This is a genomic window from Sphingobium cupriresistens, assembly GCF_004152865.1.
GTDB classification, from domain to species: Bacteria; Pseudomonadota; Alphaproteobacteria; order Sphingomonadales; family Sphingomonadaceae; genus Sphingobium; species Sphingobium cupriresistens.
This window is the reverse complement of sequence record NZ_SEOO01000007.1, coordinates 95219-120252: the sequence shown is the minus strand read 5'-3', so window position 1 is coordinate 120252 and position 25034 is coordinate 95219. Positions and strand designations below refer to the sequence as shown.

The 25034-nt window shown below is 64.4% G+C and carries 22 protein-coding genes and 1 tRNA gene; 13 read left to right on the top strand and 10 right to left on the bottom strand.

The window, feature by feature from the left end:
- The first annotated feature begins 25 nt into the window (after positions 1-25).
- From EWH12_RS06430 to EWH12_RS06405, 6 genes are all read left to right on the top strand, one after another.
- Positions 26-697, top strand: a complete 672-nt coding sequence (locus tag EWH12_RS06430; protein ID WP_129926055.1) for a TetR/AcrR family transcriptional regulator — start codon at positions 26-28, stop codon at positions 695-697.
- 119 nt (positions 698-816) lie between these two features.
- Positions 817-1992: an amine dehydrogenase large subunit gene (locus tag EWH12_RS06425; protein WP_129926054.1), complete on the top strand. Its 1176-nt coding sequence runs from the start codon at positions 817-819 to the stop codon at positions 1990-1992.
- 2 nt (positions 1993-1994) lie between these two features.
- Positions 1995-2531, top strand: a complete 537-nt coding sequence (locus tag EWH12_RS06420) for a MauE/DoxX family redox-associated membrane protein (RefSeq protein ID WP_129926053.1) — start codon at positions 1995-1997, stop codon at positions 2529-2531.
- 2 nt (positions 2532-2533) lie between these two features.
- On the top strand, positions 2534-3136 hold the full coding sequence (locus EWH12_RS06415) for a thioredoxin domain-containing protein (RefSeq protein ID WP_129926052.1): 603 nt from the start codon (positions 2534-2536) through the stop codon (positions 3134-3136).
- 22 nt (positions 3137-3158) lie between these two features.
- Positions 3159-3704 carry a methylamine dehydrogenase (amicyanin) small subunit gene (gene mauA, locus EWH12_RS06410; protein ID WP_066605911.1) on the top strand — a complete coding sequence of 182 codons (546 nt, stop codon included), beginning with the start codon at positions 3159-3161 and terminating at the stop codon, positions 3702-3704.
- A gap of 5 nt (positions 3705-3709) precedes the next feature.
- Complete coding sequence (locus EWH12_RS06405) at positions 3710-4240, top strand: cytochrome C (RefSeq protein WP_129926051.1); 531 nt, start codon at positions 3710-3712, stop codon at positions 4238-4240.
- 108 nt (positions 4241-4348) lie between these two features.
- Here EWH12_RS06405 and EWH12_RS06400 read toward each other — a convergent pair whose 3' ends face one another.
- The 3 genes from EWH12_RS06400 to EWH12_RS06390 form a co-directional block, all read right to left on the bottom strand.
- Complete coding sequence (locus tag EWH12_RS06400) at positions 4349-5053, bottom strand: hypothetical protein (protein WP_129926050.1); 705 nt, start codon at positions 5051-5053, stop codon at positions 4349-4351.
- A 103-nt stretch (positions 5054-5156) separates the two neighbouring features.
- A complete protein-coding gene (locus tag EWH12_RS06395; RefSeq protein WP_066605919.1) occupies positions 5157-5459 on the bottom strand; it encodes a hypothetical protein in 303 nt (100 codons plus the stop codon).
- A 282-nt stretch (positions 5460-5741) separates the two neighbouring features.
- Entirely contained in the window at positions 5742-8441 is a 2700-nt protein-coding gene (locus tag EWH12_RS06390; protein WP_129926082.1) for a TonB-dependent receptor, read from the bottom strand.
- Between the two features lie 400 nt (positions 8442-8841).
- Between EWH12_RS06390 and EWH12_RS06385 the strand changes: the two genes are divergently transcribed.
- The 3 genes from EWH12_RS06385 to rpoN all read left to right on the top strand — a co-directional run bounded on the left by EWH12_RS06385 (position 8842) and on the right by rpoN (position 13271).
- Positions 8842-10647, top strand: a complete 1806-nt coding sequence (locus EWH12_RS06385; RefSeq protein ID WP_242495966.1) for a tetratricopeptide repeat-containing sulfotransferase family protein — start codon at positions 8842-8844, stop codon at positions 10645-10647.
- Between the two features lie 140 nt (positions 10648-10787).
- Complete coding sequence (gene lptB / locus EWH12_RS06380) at positions 10788-11570, top strand: LPS export ABC transporter ATP-binding protein (RefSeq protein WP_066605921.1); 783 nt, start codon at positions 10788-10790, stop codon at positions 11568-11570.
- 177 nt (positions 11571-11747) lie between these two features.
- Complete coding sequence (gene rpoN / locus EWH12_RS06375; RefSeq protein ID WP_129926048.1) at positions 11748-13271, top strand: RNA polymerase factor sigma-54; 1524 nt, start codon at positions 11748-11750, stop codon at positions 13269-13271.
- A 127-nt stretch (positions 13272-13398) separates the two neighbouring features.
- On the opposite strand, the gene EWH12_RS06370 is transcribed toward rpoN, so the two are convergent.
- From EWH12_RS06370 to EWH12_RS06345, 6 genes are all read right to left on the bottom strand, one after another.
- On the bottom strand, positions 13399-14772 hold the full coding sequence (locus EWH12_RS06370; RefSeq protein WP_129926047.1) for an ATP-binding protein: 1374 nt from the start codon (positions 14770-14772) through the stop codon (positions 13399-13401).
- A gap of 10 nt (positions 14773-14782) precedes the next feature.
- Positions 14783-15502 (bottom strand): response regulator, encoded by a 720-nt coding sequence (locus tag EWH12_RS06365; RefSeq protein WP_066605937.1) that lies wholly within the window; start codon positions 15500-15502, stop codon positions 14783-14785.
- A gap of 147 nt (positions 15503-15649) precedes the next feature.
- Positions 15650-16309 (bottom strand): CREC-EF hand family protein, encoded by a 660-nt coding sequence (locus tag EWH12_RS06360; protein ID WP_129926046.1) that lies wholly within the window; start codon positions 16307-16309, stop codon positions 15650-15652.
- 199 nt (positions 16310-16508) lie between these two features.
- Positions 16509-17726, bottom strand: coding sequence for an argininosuccinate synthase (locus EWH12_RS06355; protein ID WP_129926045.1), 1218 nt, complete (start codon positions 17724-17726; stop codon positions 16509-16511).
- 147 nt (positions 17727-17873) lie between these two features.
- A complete protein-coding gene (locus tag EWH12_RS06350) occupies positions 17874-18821 on the bottom strand; it encodes a hypothetical protein (RefSeq protein WP_242495965.1) in 948 nt (315 codons plus the stop codon).
- 242 nt (positions 18822-19063) lie between these two features.
- Entirely contained in the window at positions 19064-19249 is a 186-nt protein-coding gene (locus EWH12_RS06345) for a DUF4169 family protein (protein WP_129926044.1), read from the bottom strand.
- A 134-nt stretch (positions 19250-19383) separates the two neighbouring features.
- Here EWH12_RS06345 and EWH12_RS06340 point away from each other — a divergent pair, with 134 nt between their 5' ends.
- Positions 19384-20379 (top strand): LacI family DNA-binding transcriptional regulator, encoded by a 996-nt coding sequence (locus EWH12_RS06340; protein ID WP_066605948.1) that lies wholly within the window; start codon positions 19384-19386, stop codon positions 20377-20379.
- A gap of 7 nt (positions 20380-20386) precedes the next feature.
- On the opposite strand, the gene EWH12_RS06335 is transcribed toward EWH12_RS06340, so the two are convergent.
- Positions 20387-20460 (bottom strand) — tRNA-Gly (locus tag EWH12_RS06335).
- A 110-nt stretch (positions 20461-20570) separates the two neighbouring features.
- Here EWH12_RS06335 and EWH12_RS06330 point away from each other — a divergent pair.
- The 3 genes from EWH12_RS06330 (at position 20571) to EWH12_RS06320 (ending at position 25028) form a co-directional block, all read left to right on the top strand.
- The gene (locus EWH12_RS06330; protein WP_066607402.1) at positions 20571-21527 is read left to right on the top strand and encodes a LysR family transcriptional regulator; all 957 of its coding nucleotides are present in this window, start codon (positions 20571-20573) and stop codon (positions 21525-21527) included.
- Positions 21528-21636: 109 nt separating this feature from the next.
- The gene (locus EWH12_RS06325) at positions 21637-23766 is read left to right on the top strand and encodes a TonB-dependent receptor (protein ID WP_129926043.1); all 2130 of its coding nucleotides are present in this window, start codon (positions 21637-21639) and stop codon (positions 23764-23766) included.
- A 146-nt stretch (positions 23767-23912) separates the two neighbouring features.
- A complete protein-coding gene (locus EWH12_RS06320) occupies positions 23913-25028 on the top strand; it encodes a DUF47 family protein (RefSeq protein WP_066606105.1) in 1116 nt (371 codons plus the stop codon).
- Positions 25029-25034 lie beyond the last annotated feature (6 nt).

Below are 25034 nucleotides of genomic sequence, written 5' to 3'. Positions count from 1 at the left end.
GATGATACATCCCGAAATAAGTTAAATGACGCAGTTACGCCCCCCTTCCCGTCCCGGCATTTATGCTCGCGGCACCGAAACGGTCGACGCCATACTCAAGGCGGCGATGGACGTGCTGATCGACGAAGGGGCGGATGCCTTCACCATCCGCCGCATCGCCGCGCGCTGCGACATGAAGGTGGGCAATGTCAGCTATCATTTTCCCCGCAAGGAAATGCTGATCCAGGTGCTTCTGGACGAGCTGGTCGACAGCTATGGCAAGCTGCTCGACGCCGTCGTGCACAAACCCGGCCTGACCGCCGAAGAACGGCTGAAGCTGGTCATCATCCTGTGCCTCGACGATATCGGGTCGAAGCGCACCACCCATTTGTTCACCGAATTATGGGCGCTGGCCAATCACAACCCCTTCGTGGCCGACCGGGTCAAGGCTTTCTACGATCGGGTCCATGGCGTGATCGGCGACCATGTCGCCGCGATCAATCCGACGCTGTCGCCCGACGACGTCCGCACCGTCGCCCTGTTCATCAGCGCGACGATGGAGGGCGCCACGCCCTTCCTGGGCCATGGCAAGCCCTGGGCCGACAAGATGCCCGCCTTCACCGCGCTCGCCGTCCAGTCGCTGGTGGCGCTGGCCCGCAACGCGACATCGGCGGACATCGCCGCTCTCGCTCCGGCCCGCGAACCCGAACTGGCCTGATAACAAAACGCTGCGCCGCAACATTTATTTGTCGCCACGTCATTTCGACCCCTTGACCAAATCTGGACAGCCGTCAAACCTTGTCCCCGGCGCAGCAGGGATCAGGGGGATCAGCCAGCATGTCGAAGACGAGTTTCAGGATATTCGCCGCCGCCCTCTGCGGATCGCTGCTCGCCAGCGCCGCCTTGGCGCAGGCCGCACCGGCCGATACAAAGGCTTCGGTCGAACCCGAAGAATCCGATACGTTGACCATCGATCCGCCCAAGCCGACATGGTTCTTTGTCGACGGCGGATGGGACATGCCGGGCACCAGCATCTTCGACGGCGAAAGCGGCAAGATGAAGGGCATGGTCGAAACCCGGCGACTCGCCGACATGGCGATCGATCCGGCCGGCAAATATTATTATGTCGCCGAAACCATCTGGTCGAAAAACGACCGTGGCACGCGGCAGGACATGGTCACCGTCTATGACAGCAAGACGCTGAACCTGGTCACGGAAATCGCGATGCCGGGTCGCCTGCTGATCGGATCGCGCAAGAATAATTTCATCATCAGCGACGATGGCAAGACCGGTTATGTCTATGATTTCAGCCCGACGTCGGGTGTGAATATCGTCGACCTGGCCAAGCGCAAGCTGATCACCGCGATCGAACTGCCCGGCTGCGCCAGCCTGATGCCCAATCCGGGCGTCGGCTTCTCGGCGCTCTGTTCCGACGGATCGATCGCCACCGTGGCGATCAAGGGGACGAAGGCGGACATCACCCACACGGCCCCCTTCTTCGCCGCGAGCGACGATCCGATCTTCGACAATTTCGCCTATGACCGGATCAAGAAGCAGACCACCTTCCTGACCTATACCGGCCAGATCTACACCGCGAAAATCAGCGCGACGCCGACCGTGTCCGCGCCCTTCTCGATCCAGGCGGCAGCCGGCATCCGCGTCGGCGACGCCAAGCCGCTCGACGTCAACTGGTATCCGGGCGGCCGCCAGCCGATGGCGCTGCACCGCGCGACCGGCATGTTGTTCGTGCTGATGCACAAGGGCGAATATTGGTCGCACAAGGCGTCGGGCGACGAAGTGTGGCAGGTCGATGTCGCCGCGCAGAAGGTGGTCAAGCGCTTCGTGCTCGAAGAGCCGATGAACAATATCGAAGTGTCCCAGACCGACAAGCCGCTGCTCTACATGAACGGCGAAAAGGGTGAAGTCCATGTGATGGACGTCGCCACCGGCGAGGAAAAGCACAAGATCGAAAAGGCTGGCGGCGGCATCATCACCGTGCTGGAGCCGTCCTGACCATGGCCTTGGCGGAGCAGTTGCTGGCCCTGTCAGGCCTCGCCGCCTCGATCGCCGTCGGCCTGTTCTTCCTGGTCGCGGGCATCGACCAGTGGCGCCATCGCGTGCTGCTGCCCGGCGTCATCGCCAATTATCGCCTGCTGCCCCGGCGGCTGATCGTCCCCGCAGCGCGGCTGCTGCCCGTGGTGGAGGTCGCCACCGGCGCGGCGTTGCTGGTCGGCCTGCGTCCGTTGCCGCAACTGCTGGGCATGGCGCTGCTGCTGCTGTTCGCCGCGGCGATGGCGATCAACATTGCGCGCGGGCGCGGCCATATCGATTGCGGCTGCGGCCATGGCGCGCTGCGCCATGCGATCGGCTGGCCGCTGGTGATCCGCAACGGCGCGCTAGCCGCATTTCTGGCGCTGCGCCTGCCCGCCCCGCCCGCCTTCGGCGCGATCGACCTTGCCACGGCGCTTGCCGCCGGCGTCGCCATCGCGCTCCTCTGCCTGCTCTTCCAGTCGCTGGCCGCGCTCGCTGCGTCGCCCGCCCATCGGAGATAACCATGCTGACCTCGCTGATCGTCTCCCAGATCCTGTCCTGGATCATCATTATCGGCCTTGTCGTCGCGCTGCTGGCGCTGGCGCGACAGGTCGGCGTGCTGCACATCCGCGTGGCCCCCGCCGGCGCGCTCGCCACCAGTGGCGGCCCGGCGGTCGGCGGCGCGATCGGCGCGGTCCCGGCTACCACGCTCGATGGCCAGTCGGTCAGCGTCGGCGGCCATGCCCATGGCGTGACGTTGCGGCTGCTGCTGTTCGTCTCGGCCCAATGCCCGCTCTGCAAGGCGGTGATCCCGATGGCGACCAGCTTCGCCCGCGCCGAGCGCGTGGCGCTGACCTTCGTGGGCGATGATGATGTCGGCGCCCAGCGCGCGATGATCGCGCAACATGGGTTGGAGGGTCATCCCTTCCTGAACGGACCCGAAGTGGGTCAGGCCTACCAGGTCGCCAAGCTGCCCTTCGCGGTGCTGCTGAACGAGGAAGGCACGATCCTGTCCAAGGGGCTGGTGAACAGCCGCGAACATCTGGAAAGCCTGGTGGTGGCGCATGAAATGGGCATCGCCACGGTGCAGGATTATATAGGCGGGCTCAAGGCGCAGGCGGCCTGACGGCAGAAATGGGGGCAAGGTCATGAAAAAATTCAACGCCGACAGCATGGGCGAAAAATTGCTGCGCAAATTCGCCGGGGCCAGTTCGCGCCGCTCGATGCTCTCGCGCCTGGGCGCAGCGCTGGTCGCCGCCCCCGTCTTCCCGCTGCTGCCGGTCAGCCGCGCGGAGGCCGCCAAGCCCGACCGCTCGCCCGAAACCAAGACCTTCTTCGCCCGTACCGCGCAGACGAAGGACGATAGCAAATGCGACTATTGGCGCTATTGCGCGATCGACGGCGCGCTCTGCACCTGCTGCGGCGGCGGCATCCATAGCTGCCCGCCGGGCGCGGAGCCTTCGCCCGTTTCCTGGGTCGGCACCTGCATCAACCCGGACGACGGCAAGGCCTATCTGATCGCCTATCGCGACTGTTGCGGCAAGCCGGCCTGCGGCCAGTGCGGGTGCGACAATACCGACCGCGAAACGCAATTGTACGTGCCGCAGCTCAACAATGACGTGATCTGGTGCTTTGGCACCAGCAGCATGGACTATCATTGCTCCACCGCGGTTCTGGTGGGCGCGGCAAGCTAGGCATAATGGCCTTGCGCGACGGACGACTAAAGCCACTGATCCTTGCCGCCCTGCTCCTGCTGGGCGGCACGGCGGGCCTGCGCGCGGCGCTGCCGCCGATGGGCCTGCTCCCTGCCGCCATCGCCGATCCGGCGATGGCGCGCGCCGACTATGTCGAACAATGCGCCGGCTGTCATGGCGTCGCGGGCAGCGCCGCGCCCGCGCGGCTGCCTGAACTCCGCGGCCGGGTCGGCTGGTTCCTCTGCACGCCCGCCGCCCGCGCCTATCTCATCCGCCTGCCCAATGTCGCGCACAGCCGGATCAAGGATAATCAGCAACTCGCCGACATGATGAATTTCGTCGTCTTCGGCTTGGGCGGCGCCAGCGCGCCACCGGGCGCCGCGCCCTTCACGGCCGACGAAGTCGCGCGCGAACGGCTGCATCCCCTGTCCACCACCGCGCTCAAGGCCGAACGCGCCCGCCATGTCGACGCTGCGATCCGCCTGTGCAAGGCGCCCGCCTCGCTGCGGCTGCTCTATCCGGGCGAAAAAGGCTAGAGCGATTTCTAATCAGATGGAATCATCTGATGACTCGGAAATCGCGTAAAACCAATGATCTGGAGCGGTTGATCCGATGCAGTCGGATCGCAAACCGCTCTAGGCCTCTTACTGCCCGGCAACCGCATCGGTGCTGCCCGCCGCCGCATTGAGGAAGGGCTGCACCCTGAGCCGCGGGAACACGTCTTCCAGCGGCTTGCTGTCGGGCAGAATATAGACATAGCCGCCCTTCTTGCGAAAACGCGGGCTGACGCTCTGGTTATAGAAGATTTTGGGTACGTTGATGCAGCCGAAGGTGATGCGGTTATCGTCGATCGCTGGGGACAGCATCCGTTCCTTGCGCTTGTCCTTCAGATTGCCCGGCGGAATGGTGTGCAGCGCCACCGACGTCGCATAATCCACCCACAACACCCGCTGCTTGCCCGCCGCCACGCCGAATTTCGCCAGGAAACGCCCTGCCGGCGTCGTCTTTTCCGCGGGTCCGATCTCCGACAGGTTCTTGGTTCCGATGCCCGGCGTCGCATCGTCCCCCGGCGCGATGCCGATCAGGACCGGCGCATGGGCCAGCATCTTGCCCTTCGCGTCGAACAGATAGGCGGCAGCGCCCGGCTTATCGATGATGATATAGGGCAGCGCATGATTATCCTGCGCCGCGGCGACCCACTCAGCGACGCGCGTGGCGCCATCCGACAGAATCACCGGCGCGTCGGTCGCAGGCGCTTGGGCAGCGACCTTGCCCGGTCCCGCCGCCTCGACCGGTCCGGTCACCGCCAGCCCCAAGCCAGCGATCGCCAGCAGCATAGTGAAATTCATGCAATAACCTCTAAGAGGGATCGGCAAAAAGGGCCGACGCCAAGGGAAGCGCCGACCCGATCGCGATCAGGACGGCCAGGCCGCCCCTGATCTGTGAAGCCTATCAGTTGCGCGCGCGCTTGCGCTGGGCTTCCTGCATCCGCTGTTCGACGCCATCGACGCGGCCGTTCAACTGGTCGAGCCGCTGGCTGTTCTGCTGCGACTGACCCGATGCGGACCGGGCTTCCGCCAGCGCCTGCTGCGCGGTGCCGTCTGTCGTCTGCAATTTCGCATCGAGCGCATCGACGCGCTGGTTCACGGTGGCGACCTGTTCGCGCACAAACCCTTTGGTGGCGCAGCCCGTCAGGCCCATCGAGCCTGCCAGAACCGCGGTCAGGGCCCCTATTTTCGTCAAAGAGGGCGACATATTATTCTCCTGATAGTCAACATGACCCGATCGTTGGAGGCCGCCCCGGACCGTTTCGGCAACGTGATTATGACCGGGCGTGCATCCGGCCGGTTGAATGGAGCCATATGCAAAAGCACGCTATTCCGCCAAAAACTTCGATGAATTGTGGATGAACCCGATGCGGATTTGCGCCTTCTGCTGGCCCGATGCGATACCCGGTTCATCGCCCTCCCCAAATAGCGCCGCCGCCGAATCCTGCGATTCGGCGGCGGCGCATCGTTGGTCGATAAGGTCAGGCCGTCAGTATTTCTGGCCGAAGCGGATACCGAAAAACTGCGGCTTGATCGTGAAGGTGCGCGACGATCCCGAACAGAAGTCGATCGAACAGAAGGTGTTGCGCGTCAACTGCCCGCGCTTGTCGAAGGCGTTCTGCAGGAACAGCGTCAGGCTCCAATTGTCCTTCTTGATCCCGCCGGAAAAGTCGAAGCTGACAAAACCCTTGGTATTGCCCAGCAGCGCATTGCTGTCGACGTTCAGATCCTGCGTCGCGCCGGTCTGGTAGAGTGCCGCCCCCTGCAAATAGGCGCTGTAATCGCCCATATATGTGTCGAAGCGGATCGACGACGTGCCCTTGAACTTGGGTTGGCGCGGCAGGCGGGTGCCATTGGCCGCGGCGACCTGCGGCGTTGGCGGACTGGACTCAGGGACATCCTCACCCAGCGTGCAACTGGACAGCTGGGAAATGGACGAGGTCGTCCGGTCCAGCGCAAAATTACAGAAATTCCCCTTCAGCTTGCCATCATTATAGGCGCCGGAGGTCGAGATCGTCACCTTGCCCAGTTTCAGGTCCGCATCATATTCGATGCCCTTGACCTCTGCCTTGCCCGCATTGCCCGTCATGCCCGCGCCCTGCGCCCCGGACACGACAACGCCATATTGGATATTATTCCACTTTTCATAATAGATGGCGGCATTGAAACGGAAAATATTGTTCCAGGTCGTCTTGACGCCCAGTTCGAAATTGGTGAGCGTTTCCGACTTGAATGGCGCCACATCGACCGGGCCGAAATTGCGGATGCGCAGCGGCCGGTTGAAACCGCCGGGGCGAAAGCCGGTCGAATAGTTGGCATAGACCATCTTGTCGGGCTGGAACTGCCAGTCGAGCGCGACCTTATGCGTTTCGCCATCCTCTTTATACCGTCCGGTCTGGTCCGCCGCCCGGAAGTTAGTGTTGAGGCATTGCAGGCGTTCGGCCGGCAAAGGCGTCGGGCAGCCCATTTCGCCTGTCGGGATATAGATGGACGTAATCGTATTGGCGGCGGAACCGGCCACACCCGCAAAGCCCTTGACCGCATAATCCGTCCAGAAATAGCGGATGCCGCCGGTCAGCTTCAGCGTCGGCGTGATGTTATAATGGCCTTCCGCGAAGATCGCCTTGTCATGATAAAGTTGGTTCTGTTCGGTGATATAGAAGCCGTCGCCCTTCACCGCCTGCGTGCCTAGCAACATCGTGCCCAGCGGATTACCGTTGGGGTTGATCACATCACTCGTGTCGAAAAAGGGATTGCCATCCTCGTCATAGGCGATGCCATACATCGCCGGCACGCCGATCAGGCCGCCCGCCACATCGCCGCCACCGGTCGCAGTATAGCCGGTGATCGTGTCCAGCCCGCGAATGGCGTAATAGGTGTTCGTTTCGTTCTTCTGCCGCTGATAGAATCCGCCAACCGTGACGTCGAACGGCCAGTCTTTGGGCGTGGAGATGCGCAATTCCTGGGTGAATTTGTTGCGGTGGGTGTCGGCGTGATAATATTGGGTCGGATCGATCAGCGAACATTGCTGCGATGCGCCCGATCCGGTGCAATTGTCGAAAAATTGCAGATAGCTTTCATAGCCCGCGCCGAAACCGTCATAGGTGACGGTATAATAGGTATAGTCGTTGAGCGTCTTGGTCCGGCGCTTGAAGAAACCGGTGGCCGACACGACGTCCCAGTCGCCGATATGGCCATGGATGCTCAGCGCCGCCTGATACCATCGGTCGTCATTCTTGGTCTGGTCATAGTCATGGACTTCCAGGTCGCCGACGCGCGGATCATAGCCGAAATAGCCCTTGGACACCTGGCGCTGGCCGGTGAATTGCGGCGTGATCTCCCAACCGTCGGCCGGCTGCCACAATATCTGGATACGGCCGCCAAATTCCTTGATCGTGTTATAATCGTCCTTCGCGATGTCGCTATTGTCGAGCGCGAAATTGGTGTTCGGATTATTGTCGCCCAGCGTATAGATGGCCGGGCTGCCATTGTTGAGCAGGCCGTTGTTGGGCGTGTTGTCGATATAGCCGCCATCGCGCCGATAATAGCCCATCACACGCAGCGCCATAGTGTCGCCCTGCGGAATGTTGATGTAGGATTCGATCTGGCCGCCGAAATCGCCCTTGCCATATTTATTGGCTTCGACGTCATAACCGAATTCGAACTTGTCGAGATTGGGCTTGTTGGTGATCAGGCGGATCGTACCCGCCAGCGATCCCGCGCCATAAAGCGTGCCCTGCGGTCCGGCCAGCGCCTCGACCCGCTCCATGTCATAGGCATGGATATCGGGAACTTCGGTGCCGGTGATCGGAATGTCGTCCAGATAATAGCCGACAGAGGCATAGGCGCCGCCCGCCGGCACGATGCCGCGGAAGAAGGCGGTGTTGCGGCCCGGTCCGATCCCTTCGAACGACACGGATGGCAGCAGCGCCGCGAAATCGCTGAGGCCCTTGACCTGCCGCTGCGCCAGCGTCTCGGCGCCCAGCGCCTGCATGGAGATCGGCACCTTCTGGATCGACTGGGCGCTGCGCGTCGCCGTGACGACGATTTCGGTGAGGCCGCCCCCGGCATCATCGGCAGCGGCGACCGCAGCCGGATCGGCGGCGACCTGCTCGGCCGCTTCGGCGGCAAAGGTGACGGCCGGCGCGGACAGCCCGGCCAATATGGTGGTCACCCCCAAAATCTTCATCAACTGCGACCGGCGACGCGACGGGACTTTCATCTTGTTTTGACTCCCCCTTGAATAAACCGCGCCTTCCGCCTCACTCTCCCCGTCCCGCGATTTTGCCCGCGTGTTTATGACGCACTGCATCCTGCCCTGACGGGCATGATTTCATTCTGGCCTTCGCAAAGGCACAGGCCTCCGCGACCGGAAACCGGGTGGTTCCCAGACCAGCCGCGCCTCCGCGCGCCATCCGTAATGATATGACTACCCCTTGGACTTTCGCCATTCCATGACGCTTGTCCAGCTTTGATAATGCGGCAACGAAAGCAGGAGTCAACAGCTTAGTTGCAGTCGCTTTCATAGATTGTTGCGCCGCCGCACAATCCCGTTCATGCTGCAAGGCAGAAAGGAAATAGGACAGACGATGAACCCTGTTTCGACCGCCGCCGCCCGCCCGTCCCTTTCGCCATGGGCGTCGGCGCAGGCCGCCATCGCGGCCGGCGATACCGCCAGAGCCATCGCCCTTCTGCAAAGCCTGTTGCGGCAGCAGACCGCCCTGGCCGCCGGCTGGTTCCTGCTCGCCGCGCAGTTGCGCAAGGCAGGCCAAGACCAGGACGCCTGGCGCGCCGACCTGTCGGGCGTCCACGCTTCTTCCCGCGACCGCACCCTGCTCGAAGCCGCCATGGCGATGCATGACGGCGATCTCGACGCCGCAGAAGCCCGGCTGGCGGCGCGCGACGATCCGCCCGCCATCCGCATGGCTGGCGAAATCCAGTGGCGGCGCGGCGACATGAGCGCGGCGCTGGCGCTGGTCGACCGCGCCGTCGCCCTCGCCCCCGGCTTCGACCTGGCGCGCGACTTCCTGATCCGCCTGCTGCTCCAGAATAACCGGCTGACCGAGGCGCTGGACCATGCCGATATCCTCGCCGCCTCGCCGATGAAGCATCCCGGCTACGACCTCCTCCGCGCTTCCGTGCTGGTGCGACTGGGCGATCAGGATGGCGCGCGGGCGATCTACGAACGCCTGCTCGCGCTCAAACCCGACCAGCCCCAGGTCTGGCAGAATCTGGGCCATGCGCTCAAGACACTGGGACGGCAGGATGACGCCGTCCACGCCTATCGTCAGGCGGTGGCGCATCAACCGACCATGGGCGAAGCCTGGTGGAGCCTCGCCAACCTCAAGACGGTGAAGCTGGATGCGGCCGACATCGCCACGATGACTAACGCGCTCGCTACCCTCGCGCCCGACGCCGCGACCCGGCAGGAGGATGTCTTCCACCTCCATTTCTCGCTGGGCAAGGCGCTGGAGGATGCAGGCGAGGACGAAGCCGCCTTTGGCCATTATGACCAGGGCAATCGCCTGCGCCGCACGATGATCCGCCACGACGCGACCGAATTTTCCGCCGAGGTCGCCGCCGCGCGCGCCTGCTTCACCAGCGTCTTCCTCGCCGACCGGGGCGCAGGCGGCTGCGCGACGTCCGACCCGATCTTCATCGTCGGCCTGCCGCGCGCGGGATCGACGCTGGTCGAACAGATCCTGTCCAGCCACAGCAGGATCGAAGGCACGATGGAGCTGCCGGAGATGATGATGATCGCCAGCCGCCTCCAGTCGCGCGTGGACGATGGCGAATTTCCCGATTTCGCCGCGATGATCGCCTCCCTCACTCCCGCCGACCGGCTCCGACTAGGCGAGGAATATATCGACCGCACCCGCGTCCATCGCCAGACCGACCGGCCGCACTTCATCGACAAGATGCCCAATAATTGGCAGCATGTCGGCCTGATCCGGCTAATCCTGCCCAACGCCCGTATCATCGACGCACGCCGACATCCCATGGCCTGCGGCTTTTCAGGCTGGAAACAGCATTTCGCCCGAGGCCAGGCGTTTAGCTACGACCTGACCGACATTGGCCTCTATTATCGCGACTATGTCGCCCTGATGGCCGCGTTCGATGCCGCCGCGCCCGGCCGAGTCCACCGCGTCCTCTACGAACAGATGGTCGCCGACACCCCCGGCGAGGTCGCGCGCCTGCTCGCCCACCTGAACCTGCCGTTCGAAGACGCCTGCCTCGCCTTCTGGATCAACAAGCGCGCGGTGCGGACCGCCAGCAGCGAACAGGTGCGCCAGCCGATCTTCACCGACGGGATCGACCATTGGAAACGCTTCACCCCCTGGCTGGGGCCGTTGGAACAGGCATTGGGACCGGCCCTGCTCGACTGGGATCGCTGACCCCGCCCGCCGTCCGGCCGGCGCGCATCAGCGCATTTTCCCCTTGCCCCGGCGGCAATCCCATGCACAAAGCTTGCCAACCGCCTTATGCGTTCCGAAATTCAAGGGGTGCTTAGTCAAACGGCTGCAAGGATAGACGCATGGACGACGTGATGACCCCGGAACGGACGGCGCAACGCCCGCAAATCCCGCAGGAAGTGAGCGACGGCCTGTCAGTCATTTCGATCGCCAAAAGCTATGACAAGCGCGTCGTCCTGTCCGACGTATCGCTGACCGTGGGCAAGGGGGAGGTCGTCGGCCTGCTCGGCCCCAACGGCGCGGGCAAGACGACCTGCTTCTATTCGGTCATGGGCCTGGTCCGTCCCGATCATGGCCGCATCGTGCTGGACGGGCAGGACATCACCAACCTGCCCATGTATCGCCGCGCCATCCTGGGGCTGGGCTATCTGCCGCAGGAAACGTCGATCTTCCGGGGCATGACCGTCGCGCAGAATATCAGTGCGGTGCTGGAGCAGGCCGAGCCGGACAAGGCCGCCCGCGCCGCCCGGCTGGAGCAGTTGCTCAGCGAGTTCGGCCTTGTGCGCCTCCGCGATTCGGCCGCGATGGCGCTGTCGGGCGGCGAACGCCGCCGCTGCGAAATCGCCCGCGCGCTGGCGGCCAACCCGTCGATCGTGCTGCTGGACGAGCCGTTCGCGGGCATCGATCCGCTCTCCATCGCCGACATTCGCGATCTGGTGAAGGATTTGAAGACCCGCGGCATCGGCGTCCTCATCACCGACCATAATGTGCGCGAGACGCTGGAAATCGTCGATCGCGCCTGCATCATCTATGACGGCCAGGTGTTGTTCGCGGGCAATCCCACCGAACTGGTCGCCAATGCCGACGTCCGCCGCCTCTATCTGGGCGAGAATTTCCAGCTTTGATATGATGCGGGGGCGCGCTCTTCTCACGCCGCACCGGCTCGCACCCCCACCCTGTCGCCCGACGTCATTAGCCTATGGGCGGCCGGGTGGGGGTTCAAACGAGTCATGCGCCTCGTTTGAAGGCCGGCGCGGCTCCATAACGCGCTCTTTCGCGCGTTATGGCGAAAGAGCGCGATAATGGCGATCGGGCCACGCCTCGACATTCGTCAGAGCCAATCGCTCGTCATGACGCCCCAGCTTCAGCAGGCGATCAAGCTGCTGGCGCTGTCCAATCTGGAAATCGAAGCGTTCGTCGCGGGCGAGCTGGAAAAAAACCCGCTGCTCGAACAATCGAGCGGCGACGACGCTCCGCCCGCGCCCGACGGCATCGACCGGACGATCGACGCCCCCACCCTGTCCGCCGAAACCGGCGCGAGCGACGATTTGATCGCGCAGGGGCTGGGCGGCGCGGACAGCCCGCTCGACGTCGATCATGGCGCGGACAGCTTCATCGACGACGGCCCCGGCGACCGGATGGCCGACGCCCATGGCGCGGGCGGCGGCGGCATGGACGCGCTGTCGGGCAGCTATGCCGAGGATGCGCCCGACTTCGACAGTTTCGCCGCGCCCGACATCGGCTTGCAGGAACATCTGATGGGGCAGGCCCGCGCCGCGTGCACGAACATGGACCTGTTCATCGCCACCCAGTTGATCGGCCAGATCAGCGAGGCGGGCTATCTGGAGGCGAATCTGCTTGCAACAGCCCATGGTCTTGGCGTGCCCCTCTTCGATGTCGAACGGGTGCTGGGCGTCATTCAAACATTCGATCCCACCGGCGTCGGCGCGCGCTCGTTGGCCGAATGTCTCGCGCTCCAGGCGAAGGAAGCCGACCGCCACGATCCCTGCATGGCGCGGCTGCTCGCCAATCTCGACCTGCTGGCGAAGGGGGCATTGCCCCAGTTGCGCCGCATCTGCGGCGTGGACGAAGAGGATATGGCCGACATGATCGCCGAACTGCGCGGTTACGATCCCAAACCCGGCCTGCGCTTCGCCAATGACCGCGCCGCCCCGGTCACCCCCGATCTGTTCGTGCGACCGACCAGGGGCGGCTGGGCGATCGAGATCAACAGCGCCACCCTGCCCCGCCTGCTCATCAACCGCAGCTATTATGTCGAATTGGCCGCCGGGCCGCAGGACAAGAGCGCCAAGGCCTGGCTGGCCGACTGCCTCGCCAGCGCCAACTGGCTGGTCAAGGCGCTGGACCAGCGGCAAAAGACGATCATCAAGGTCGCGAGCGAGATCGTGCGCAGCCAGGAGGCCTTTTTCCAGCAGGGCGTCGCGCATCTCAAGCCGTTGACCCTGCGCGCGGTGGCCGACACGATCGGGATGCACGAAAGCACCGTCAGCCGCGTGACCTCCAACAAATATCTCGCCTGCCCGCGCGGGCTGTATGAACTCAAATATTTCTTCACCAGCGGCGTGTCGTCATCGGGCGGCGATGGCGGCTCCGTCTCGGCCGAAGCGGTCAAGAGCCACATCAAGGCGCTGATCGGCGCCGAAGACCCACAGGCGATCCTGTCCGACGACACGCTGGTCGACCTGCTCCGCGCCAAGGGCATGGACATAGCGCGACGCACTGTCGCCAAATATCGCGAGGCGCTGGGCATCGGCTCATCGGTGCAAAGGCGGCGGCAGAAGGCATTGAAGGGGAAAGCGGCCTGAGGGGGCAGGCGCCGTTGGCTGCCGGCAGAGCAACGATAGTGAGAATGGCCGGCTTTGGGTGGGTAGCAACCATTCCCCTCCCGCCAGCGGGAGGGGAACATGTCCGATCATGGTCGTTAGGCGACCTTTAACCCGGCAACACCAAACTCGCTTCCAGTCCACCTTCCGGCCGGTTCGCCAGACGCAATTCGCCCTGATGTTCGGCCATGATCGCGCGGACCAGCGCCAGGCCCAAGCCAGACCCGCCTGTTTCGCGGTTGCGGGAGCCTTCCAGCCGGGTGAAGGGTTCCAGCATCTCTTCCATCCGGTCCTCTCCGATGCCCGGCCCTTCGTCGGCGACTGCGATGCGGATGGCGCCGTTTTCATGCAGCACCGACACATGGGCGCGGTCGCCATAGACGATAGCGTTTTCGATGAGGTTGCGCAGCGCGCGACGAATCTGCTGGGGGTGGACGAAGGCGACGGCGCGATCGCAGTCGGCCAAATCGACCGGCGATCCCAGTTCGATGAAATCCTCCACTACCGCATCGGCCAGCGCGGCGAGATCGACCTTCTGCGCGGCCTGGGTGCTGCGGCCCGCGCGGGCGAGGGAGAGTATATCCTCCAGCATCCGGTTCATTTCTTCGATCGTTTCGGACATGCGCGCGCGCTCTGCGTCGTCCTCGACCGATTCGGTGCGGACGCGCAGCGAGGCGAGCGGTGTGCGCAGGTCATGGCCGATCGCGCCCAGCATTCGGTCCTTTTCGTCTAGCATAGCGATGATCCGCGCGCGCATGGCGTTGAACGCCATGGTAAGGTCGCGGACATCGCCCGGCCCGCGTTCGTCCACCGCGTCGGCCGCGCCGGTGCGGGCGAATTGCTGAGCGGAGCCGGTGAGTTGCTTCAGGGGCCGGGCGAGGCGGCTGCCGACCCAGAGCAGCGGCAGCAGGACGATGACATAGAGGATAAGCGTCTGACCAACCAGCCAGCCGCCAAAACGCTTTGGCCGGTCGGCACCGGAGCGCGCCTGCGCCACCACCCATTTGCCCGGTTCATATTCCGCCGCCAGGGTCAGCAGGCCGATGCTGTGATCGTGCGGCCCATCTCCATTGGCGCGCATACGGATACGTTCCCAGCGCCGGACCGGCATGACTTCGCTCGACTGCACGGCGCGGACGCTCAGGATGCGCAGGCCGACATCTTCGAACATCGCCGTCGCACGCCGTTCGACATCCGGGCGTGCTTGCCCGGTCAGTTCGGGCGCGCCGGTGACGAAGCGCGCGCGCATACGGCCGCGTTGCCGATCCCCTTCCCGTTCCCGCTCCACGCGGCGGTCGGCCCGATTGTCGAGCGCATCGATGACGCGATAGACGGCGGGCGCGGTCTGGCCGGTCAGTTCGAGCCGCTGCCGTTCGCGCAGCAGCAGGCCGAAATTGATCGCCTGCGCCACGAACAATGCGATCGCGACGAGCGCGATGATCTGGCCGACCAGGCTTTGCGGCCACAGGCGAAGCTTTTTCATGCGGGCCGCTTCACAGTTTGCGGACTTCAGCGGACAGGGTGTAGCCGCCGCCCCACACGGTCTTGATGAGCGTGGGGTTTTTGGGGTCCGGTTCGATCTTCTTGCGCAGGCGGCTGATCTGGTTGTCGATCGCCCGGTCGAAGGCATTGGCTTCGCGGCCCTGAGTGATGTCGAGCAACTGGTCGCGGCTCAGCACAGAATTGGGGCGCGTGGCGAAAGCGAGCATCAGATTATATTCGGCGGTCGAGAGCGGCAGCGATACGCCTTCGCTATCGACCAGCGTGCGTTCCTGCGTTTTGAGCAGCCAGCCGGCGAAGCTGTAATTGGCCCCGTCGGGCGCGGTGACGCGCTGGCCGCCGGTTGCGACGCGGCGAAAGATCACCTTGATCCGGGCGACCAGTTCGCGCGGTGAAAAGGGTTTGAGCACATAATCATCCGCGCCCATTTCCAGCCCGACGATGCGGTCCGTTTCCTCGGTCCGGGCTGTCAGCAGAATGACAGGAATTTCGCTCGTCTCACGGATATGGCGACACAGCGACAGGCCGTCCTCGCCCGGCATCATGATGTCGAGGATCACCATGTCGATCGCATTGGCGTTCAAGCGCAGCCGCGCTTCGGACGCGCTTTCGACGGCGGTGACGCGAAAGCCGTTGCGGCCCAGATATTGAGCCAGCGGTTCGCGGATCGAACGCTCGTCATCGACGAGCAGGAGATGGGGTCGGTCGCTCATGCTGCCTGTGTGTCATGGCTGGAGAAAGGTTGGAAGGGCGAAGGCAAAGGGGGGCAAGCCTTCGCCCTTCCAGGACGGTGGCGCCTGAGCGGAGTCAGGGGAGGAACCCCGCGTCCTGCGCCACCCGATGGGTCGATCAGCGTATGATCAGTTTTGGGGCGCAGCCGGCGGACCCTTGCGGTCCTTCCATTCCGCCCGCATCATTTGGCGCGCCGCCTTCATTTCGTCGGCGGTGACGAAACCGTCCTTGTTCGCGTCCGCCTTGTCGAACATGGCGATCGGGCGGGCCATGAATTCGGCCTTGGTCATCGCGCCGTCCTTGTTCGCGTCGCCGAAGCCGCCGCCCGGACCGCCATGGCCCATCATACCGCCACGACGATGGCCACCGCGGCCGCCCCAGCCCCGTCCGTCACGCCCACCCGGCTTGCCGGCCTCGGCGCGGCGTTCCTGACGTTTGTCGGCACGGGCTTCATGCGCGGCGGTGAATTCCGCCTTGCTGATTTGGCCGTTCTTGTCGGCGTCGAGCGCGGCGAAGCGGGCGTCCTGCCGCTGCTGACGCATCGCGTCGCGATCCTTCTGGGTGATTTGGCCGTCCTTATCGACGTCCATCTTGGCGAAGCGGGCTTCCAGGCCGGCGGTCAATTCCGCCTTGCTGATCTTGCCGTCCTTGTTGGTGTCGGCCATGGCCATCATGCCGCCACGGTGGCCGCCTTGAGCGCCCGGCTGGGCATAAGCGAGGTGGGTCGCCGCGAGGCCGCCGACGAACAACGAACCGACCGCGACGGTGGTGAAGAATTTGCGAAGCATGTCTGTCTTCCTTTTCGTGTGTCTCACGAACGGCTGATCGCCGTCCTTGAAAACGCTTATGAAAGGAAGTTGTCCCGCAGATATGTCATGCAACGGGGGCAAATGTCGCAATTTGTATCCCGTTATCCGATGACCCCGCCCTCAATCATCCCGCGATGAGCGCGCGGGTGCGGATTGCTAACCCTCTGACTTCCCTTGATTAACAATCGCGGCGTCCCAGCAGGCGCAAGCGAAGCGCATTGAGTTTGATGAAGCCCGCCGCGTCGCACTGGTCGTAGGCGCCCGCATCGTCTTCGAAGGTCACGACCTTTTCGCTGTAGAGCGAGTAAGGCGACTTGCGGCCGACGACGGACACACTGCCCTTGTACAGCTTCAGGCGGACGGTGCCGGCCACCTTTTCCTGGCTGTAATCGATCGCGGCCTGGAGCATTTCGCGCTCCGGCGAGAACCAGAAGCCGTTATAGATCAGCTCGGCATATTTGGGGGCCAGCTCATCCTTCAGATGCGCGGCGCCCCGGTCGAGCGTCAGTTGCTCGATGCCGCGATGGGCGAGGTGATAGATGGTGCCACCCGGCGTTTCATACATGCCGCGCGACTTCATGCCGACAAAGCGGTTCTCGACCAGATCGAGGCGACCGATGCCATGCTTGCGGCCATATTCGTTCAGCGTTTCGAGCAGGGTCGCGGGCGACATGCCGACGCCATTGATCGCCACGCCATCGCCACGCTCGAAATCGATGGTGATATATTCGGGCGCGTCGGGCGCATCTTCCGGGTTCACCGTGCGCGAATAGACATAGTCCGGGGTTTCTTCCCACGGATCTTCCAGAACCTTACCTTCCGACGAAGTGTGCAGCATGTTTGCGTCGGTCGAGAAGGGGCTTTCGCCACGCTTGTCGCGCGGAATCGGGATCTGATGCTTTTCGGCGAATTCGATCAGCTTGGTGCGGCTGGTCAGATCCCATTCGCGCCAGGGGGCGATCACCTTGATGTCGGGGGCGAGGCCATAATAGCCCAGTTCGAAGCGGACCTGGTCATTGCCCTTGCCGGTCGCGCCATGCGACACGGCGTCGGCGCCCAGCTGCTTGGCGATCTCGATCTGGCGCTTGGCGATCAGCGGACGGGCGATCGAGGTGCCGAGCAGGTAGAGGCCTTCATAGAGCGCGTTGGAGCGCATCATCGGGAAGACATAGTCCTTCACGAACTCCTCGCGCAGGTCGTCGATGAAGATATGCTCTTCCTTGACACCCATCAGGCGGGCCTTGGCGCGGGCGGGTTCCAGCTCCTCGCCCTGCCCCAGATCGGCGGTGAAGGTCACCACTTCGCACTGATAGGTCTGTTGCAGCCATTTCAGGATCACGCTGGTGTCGAGACCACCGGAAAAGGCAAGGACGATACGGTTGATCTTGTCGGACATGTGCGGGCGAGCCTTCTGTAAAATGGCGCGGGAATGACCGGCGCGCCGGTAACAGGCGGGGGCCCAAAGCGCAACCGATGCGGCCCATGAAAAAGGGACGGAAAGCCGGTTGGCCTTCCGTCCCATGGGATGAGCTGTTGCGCGCCGTTAGCTGGTGCGCGGCTTCAGGAAGCCCGATGGCTTACGATCGTTGCCAAAGCGATAGACGGTCTGGCTTCGGTCGAGCGCCGCAGCGGGCACCTGTTCCGCATGGATCGTCTGCGGCGCGGGCGCAGCGATCGCGGCGGCTTCGCGCTGAGCAATCAGATGCTGGGCGCGGCGCAGGCGCTTCGTCCGGGTGAGGAACGGATTGTCCGCACTGGGCGCGGCAGCGACCATGGCTTCGAGCGTCGCATCCTGCGTGCGCGCCGCAGCCGACGCCGGGCGGGGTGCGATCGGGGCGCTCGCCGCCATGGCAGGGGCCGGTGTGACGGCAATCGGCGCAGGCGCGTAGGTGACCGGCTCGACGCGGGCATCGACGGCATTCTCGTCAGGACGACGACGGCGCATCAGCGCAGCGCCACCCAGGCCCAGCAGCAGCAGCGCGCCGCCGCCCAGTGCCCAGAGCATCGCCTGATCGGTGCGTGCGGGCGATTGGGCGACCGGAGCGGGCGCGGCCTCCTGCATCGGCGTAACGGCCGGGGTCGATTGTGCCGGCGCCGCCGTTTCCGCGGGTGCGGCTGCGATCGGCGTCACAGTGGCGGGACGCGGCGCAGGGCGTTGGGCGACGGGATCAGCCGTGCGTGCGGTGGTCCGGGCGATGGGTTGAGCGGGCGTCGAACGCGGCTTGGCGGCCTGGACCGCAGCCTGTTCCGCTTCCGCAGCGGCGGTCGCGGCGGCGATGCGCTCCTCCAGCGGCGGGGTAGCCTGCACCACCGGCTGGCCGGGCGTGAATTCGGGGGTCGGCGTGGCGGCCGGCGCGGTCATCGGGGCGGCCATGGGCGCCGGGGCGGCCATGGGCGCAGGCGCGGCCGTAACCGGGGCAGGCGTGGCGGGCGCAACGGTCGGGGCGACCGGCGGCGCGGCGGTCTGGGCCAGCAGCGGAGTTGCAGTCAAAGCCAGAACAGCGGCAATCGCGGCCCTGGCGGGGCGGTTTGTGCGAATATTTCCAGTCATAGCAGAGGACCAACGGCCGACCGCGCGATTCAACGCAGCCAGTGGATCAGAATCGCGACGAATTGTGACAGTTCGCAGTCAGGATGAACGAGATGAATAGGCGTTCATCTCAATATGAACGGCTCATTTACAGAATAATCCGCACATCGCACCAATAATAACTATAGATATGGTGCGACGCCCTAGCCTTCTTCGGACTCGCGTCTTGCGCCATCCAGCAGGGCGGCGCGGCGCTGCTCTTCCTGCGTATCCGCCAGGCGCTGTTCCTTGGTCCGGCCGAAGCGTGCGCGGTTCTCCTGCGCGGCTTGCGCCTTGTCCGTGCGCGCCTTCACCTTGCGCGCCTGCCGCAGATTGACGATGTTGGTCATGATCGGTCTTCCCGTCGCTCTTGTGCCGCGACCCGATCATAAACTTGCGACGGCCGACTTGCCAATCGCCATCCGCTGTCGCCATGGTCGACGCTTCCCGTTCCAGTCGTTCCGCTCCAACATTGCGAAGATCCATGACCAGCATCCACGACGTCGCCGCTCTCGCCCAGGTATCGATCAAAACGGTGTCGCGCGTCGTCAACAAGGCGCCCAATGTCAGTCCAGAATTGCAGGCGCGGGTAGACGCCGCGATCAGGCAATTGGGCTATCGCCCCAACCAGTCGGCGCGTCGGCTGGCGGGGGGCAAGTCCTTCATGATCGCCTTCCTCTACAACAACCCCGCGCCCGGCTATGTCAGCCGCATCCAGATCGGCGCGGCCTGGCGATGCCGCGAACTGGGCTATCATCTGGTGGTGGAGCCGATCTCGCCGGGTGGCGAGGAACGGTTCGAGGTGCTCGACCGGCTGGTGGCGGCGCTGCGCCCGGACGGCGTGCTGCTGGTGCCGCCGCTGTCGGACGATGAAGGGCTGCTGGCCCGGCTGGCGGACATGAAGCTGCCCTATGCGCGCATCGCCGGGTCGGTGGTCGCGGCGAGCTTCACCATCCATACGCCGGAACGCGCCGCAGGGCGCATGGTCGCCGATCATCTGATCGCGCTCGGCCATCGCCGCATCGGCGTCATCACTCCGCCCCCGACCCACCGCGCGGCGCTGCGCCGGGTCGAGGGGTTTTGCGACGGGTTGGGGGGGGCGGACATCCCGGTCGACGATGCGCTGTTCGTGCAGGGCCAGTTCGATTTCGCGTCCGGCATCGAGGCGGGTGAGGCGTTGCTGGCGCTGCCCCAGCCGCCCAGCGCCATATTCGCCACCAATGACGAGATGGCGCTGGGCGTGCTGACGCTGGCGCATCGTATCGGGCTGCGCGTGCCGGAGGATCTGTCGGTGACCGGGTTCGACGACACCAGCGCCAGCCTGACATCCTGGCCGCCGCTGACCACCGTGCGCCAACCGCTGGAGGAGATGGGCCGGTCCGTCATCGACGCGCTCGCCAACGGCCCGGTCGATGCACCGGAATTCCTGTTCACGCTGGTCGAAAGGGGCAGTTCGGGACCGCCGTCGCCGGGCCGCTGAAACAGCGTGGAGCGGGTAGCGGGGATCGAACCCGCATCACAAGCTTGGAAGGCTAGTGCTCTACCATTGAGCTATACCCGCCCGGCAGGCGGTCGCCCTGCCATCATCAGGTGGCGCTCGTCAACAGTCCATTGCATGACGTTGCGAAGATCGCCCTTAACCCCCTGCGATATTTCCTCTATCACCAGGCGATGGACAGCCCTTCCCTGCGCCAATTGGACATATTCGCGCAGATGGTGGCGGCGGGCGGCGTCGCGCGCTGCGCCGATGCGCTGGGCGTCGGGGTGGAGCAGGTGCTGCGCGACCTGGCGTCGCTGGAGATGCGGCTGGGCTATCGCCTGTTCGAGGATCTGAATGGCGAAGCGCGGCTGACGCCGGCGGGGCGCAAAACGGCGCAAGCGATGACGCTGCTGAGCGAAGATCGGCCCGCGCCAGTGGAAAAGCCGGCGGCGGCCCCCGCACCCATCCCGCCATCGCTGCTCCAACCGGCCGCGCCCTTTATCCCGTCACCGGCTGTGCCGGATGGTCCGCCCCGCCAGGTCATCACCTTGGCCGCGCCGCCGCCCGTCTTCGGCCATTTTCAGGATGCGCTGGCCGCGTTCGAGGCGGCGAACGAGGATATCGCGATCACGCTGGACCTGCACGTCCACACCGCGCAGGACGCAGCGGTGGCGCTGGCCGATCGGCGGGCGGACATCGCCTATTTCTACGCGCTGGAGGAGCCGGCCGACCTCAAGTCCCGCTATGGCTGGTCGGAGCCGCTCAACCTCTATGCCGATAGCGGCCATCCCCTGGCACGGGCCGACAGCGTGAGCCGCGCCGACCTGTCCATGACGCCGATGCTGTCGCTGGAAACGCGCAGCGGGATGCGCGACATCATCGATGCGGCGTTGGCCAAGGGCCGGGTGCGCAACGTGATGCCGCTGCTGGAAAGCGACAATATGTTCGAGATCATCGCCGCATTGCGCGATGGCGCGGGCTGTTTCGCAGCGTTCGGGACATTGGCCCGCGACCTGGGCCGGATGAGCGGGATCAAGCGGCTGGCGCTGGACATTCCCCTGCCCGCGGTCGAGATTCGCCAGGCTATAGCGCCGCGCGCGGCGGAAAAGCCCGCGGTCGAGGCGTTGGCGGAATTTCTCTTCCTCTAATCAAGCGTAATAATGTCGCGTCGCAGCAAAAATGCGGCGAGACGATCTTGATATGATGTATCATCCTAGATACAGGATCACATAGACCAGAACCAAAGGGTTGATCCTCATGTCCCGCTTTCCGATGCTGCGCGCAGGCTGCGCCGTTACCGCGCTGTGCCTTGCCATGCCCGCTCTTGCCCAGACCACGCCGACCCCGGACGCAGGCGACGCCAGCGACCAAGGGGCCTATCATGACGCGCAGGCCAATATCGTTGTCACCGCGATCATTCCGCGCAAGCAGGGCGACATTTTGTCGGGCACGTCGGTCATCACCGGGCAGAAGCTGACGCGCGAACTGCGCTCCACCATCGGCGAGACGCTGGCGCGCCAGCCGGGCGTGTCGGCCACCTCCTTCGGCCCCAATGCGTCGCGCCCGGTGCTGCGCGGCTTTCAGGGGGAGCGGGTGCGCATCCTGACCGACGGCATCGGCAGTTTCGACGTGTCCAACACCTCGGTCGACCATGCCGTGGCGATCAACCCGCTGACCGCCGACCGGATCGAAGTGCTGCGCGGCCCCGCGGCGCTGCTCTACGGATCGTCGGCGATCGGCGGCGTGGTCAATGTGATCGACAGCCGCATCCCGCGGCGCGTGCCCGACGAGCCGGTCCATATCGACGCGATCGGCACCTATGGCAGCGCGTCGAACGAGCGCACCGGATCGGGCGAAATCGAAGTCCCTCTAAGCGACAAGTTCGTCGTCCATTTCGACGGCAGCTATACAAAGACCGGCAATCTCGACACGGGCAGCTATATCCTGACCCCGGCGCTGCGCGCGCAGGCCGCGGCGAGCGGCGATCCGGAGATCGAAGGGCTGTCGACCCTGCGCGGCAAGCTACCCAACAGCGCGGCCGAGACATGGGAGGTCGCGGGCGGCGCGGCGCTGATCACCGATGGCGGCAATCTGGGCTTTTCGGTCGCGCATACCGACAATTTCTATGGCGTGCCGGTGCGGTATGCGACGGAAGCGGGCGGCGAGGCGGAGCAGGTACGCCTGCACATGAAGCAGGACCGTGTCGATATGCGCGCGGAATTGCCGGTAAATGGCAGCCTGCTGGAATCGATCCGGTTCCGCGCGGGTTTCGCCGATTACCAGCATCAGGAGATCGAGGATACGGGCGAGGTCGGCACGACCTTCTACAATCAGTCGATGGAATCGCGGCTGGAACTGGTCCAGGCCAAGCGCGGCGGATGGGACGGCGCAGTCGGCGCGCAATTTTTCACCCGCAAATTCTATGTCATGGGCGAAGAGAAATTCCTGCCGCGCAACCAGACGGACCAGTTGGGCATTTTCACGCTGCAATCGATCGACCTGGGATCGACGCGGGTCGAGGTCGGCGGGCGCTTTGAACATACCGACGTCAGCGCGGACGCGGATGAGACTTTGTTCAACCCCTCCTATGACCGCAGCTTCGACACCGTGTCCGGGTCGATCGGCGCGAGCCATGAACTCGCGCCGGGCTGGCGGCTGGGCCTGAACCTGTCGCGTACCGAGCGCGCGCCGTCGGCCGAAGAGCTGTTCGCGCGCGGTAATCATGCCGGCACGCAGGCGTTCGAAGTGGGCAATCCCAATTTCGGCAAGGAAAAAAGCTGGGGCGTCGAAGGCACGCTGCGCGGCCAGGGCGAGGGCTACACCATAGCCCTGTCCGCCTATCACAACTGGTTCAGCGGCTATATCTACGACGCGCTGGTCGACGACAGCGCCTGCATGGCGGTGAATGGCGGCGCGGCACTGGAATTCCCCTGCTATCAATATAATCAGGCGGACGCCCGCTATCTGGGCTTCGAGGCGGAAACCACAGTTAAACTGGCGCAGGTCGGCGGCTATGCGATCAATCTGGACGGCGTGGCCGACTATGTCCGCGCCACGATCAAGGGCAATGGCCCAGCGCCACGTATTCCCCCGCTGCGCCTGCTGGCCGGGCTGGAAGCGCAGGGCGACCGGCTGAGCCTGCACGGCGAGGTGGAGCATAGTTTCGCCCAGAACCGCACCGCTGTTCGCGAAACCGACACGGACGGTTTCACGCTGGTCAATGCGTCGGTGTCTTGGAAGCCGCTGAAGGGCAATGACCGCACCACGCTGATGCTGTCGGCGAACAATATCTTCGATGTCGAAGCGCGCCGCGCGGCGAGTTTCCTCAAAGATTATGCGCCGCTGCCCGGCCGTGACATCCGCGTGACCGCGCGCCTGTCTATCTGACCCACCAATCGGCCCAATTGCATCGGCCCCTGCGCATGTCGCGCCGGGGCCGATTGCGAAATGTGACAATATCGTTACAAGGCGCGCATGGAACGCGCGGTGGGCAAAAGTATTGAGCAGGGCATGACCCCAAGGAGGGTCGGCTGATGCGCCAGATCGCCGCCTTGCCCTATAGCACCGCCGCCGACGGATCGATGCAAATCCTGCTGATCACATCGCGCGAGACGCGACGCTGGGTGATCCCCAAGGGCAATCGCATCAAGGGGCTGGCCGGGCACCGCGCCGCCGAACTGGAAGCCTATGAAGAAGCCGGCATCCACGGCATCGCCTGCCCCGCGCCGCTGGGCCGCTACAGCTATGACAAGCGCAAGCGCAAGGGCGGGTCGCGCGAGGCCACGGTCGAGGTTTTTCCGCTTGCGGTCACCGGCCACCTGACGCAATGGCCCGAACAGGGCCAAAGGGAGCTGCGCTGGTTCCCCGTCGCCGAAGCCGCAAAAGCGGTCGACGAACCCGACCTGCAATCGATCATCGCGGCCTTCCGCGAACCGCCCGCCGATCCGGGCTGGTTCCTGCGGCTGCTGCTGGCGATCCGCGACAGACAGAATGAAAGGACTGGAATGCTCCGCTGGTTTCACGCGCTGATGCCCAAGCAGGGGCGGTTCTTCGAACAATTCGAGGATCATGCCGCCACCCTGGTGTTTGGCGCCGACGCGCTGGCCAAGCTGTTGAAGGGCGGCCCCGACATGGCGGCGCATATCAAGGAAATTTCCGACCGCGAGCATGAGGCGGACGACATCATCCGCGACGTGCTGCAGGATGTCCGCCGCATCTTCGTCACCCCGTTCGACCGCAGCGCCATCACCGGCCTGATCGGCGTGATGGACGACGCGATCGACCAGATGAACCAGACCGCAAAGGCGATCGCGCTGTATGAGGTCAAGACCTTCGCGCCGCAGATGCAGGATATGAGCGCGCTGATCGTGGAATGCGCGCGCATCACCGCGGAGGCGATGCCGCTGCTGCGCTCGCTCAACCTGAATTCCACGCGGTTGCACGATTTGACCGAGCGGCTGGTGAAGCTGGAGGGTCATGCCGACATATTGCACGAAGCCGGGCTGAAGGCGCTGTTTCAACAAGCCCAGGCGGGCAACACTATGGACTTCATCGTCGGCAACGAGATTTACAGCCATCTGGAAAAAGTGACCGACCGGTTCGAGGATGTCGCCAACGAGATTTCCGGCCTGGTCATAGACCACGCCTGATCACGC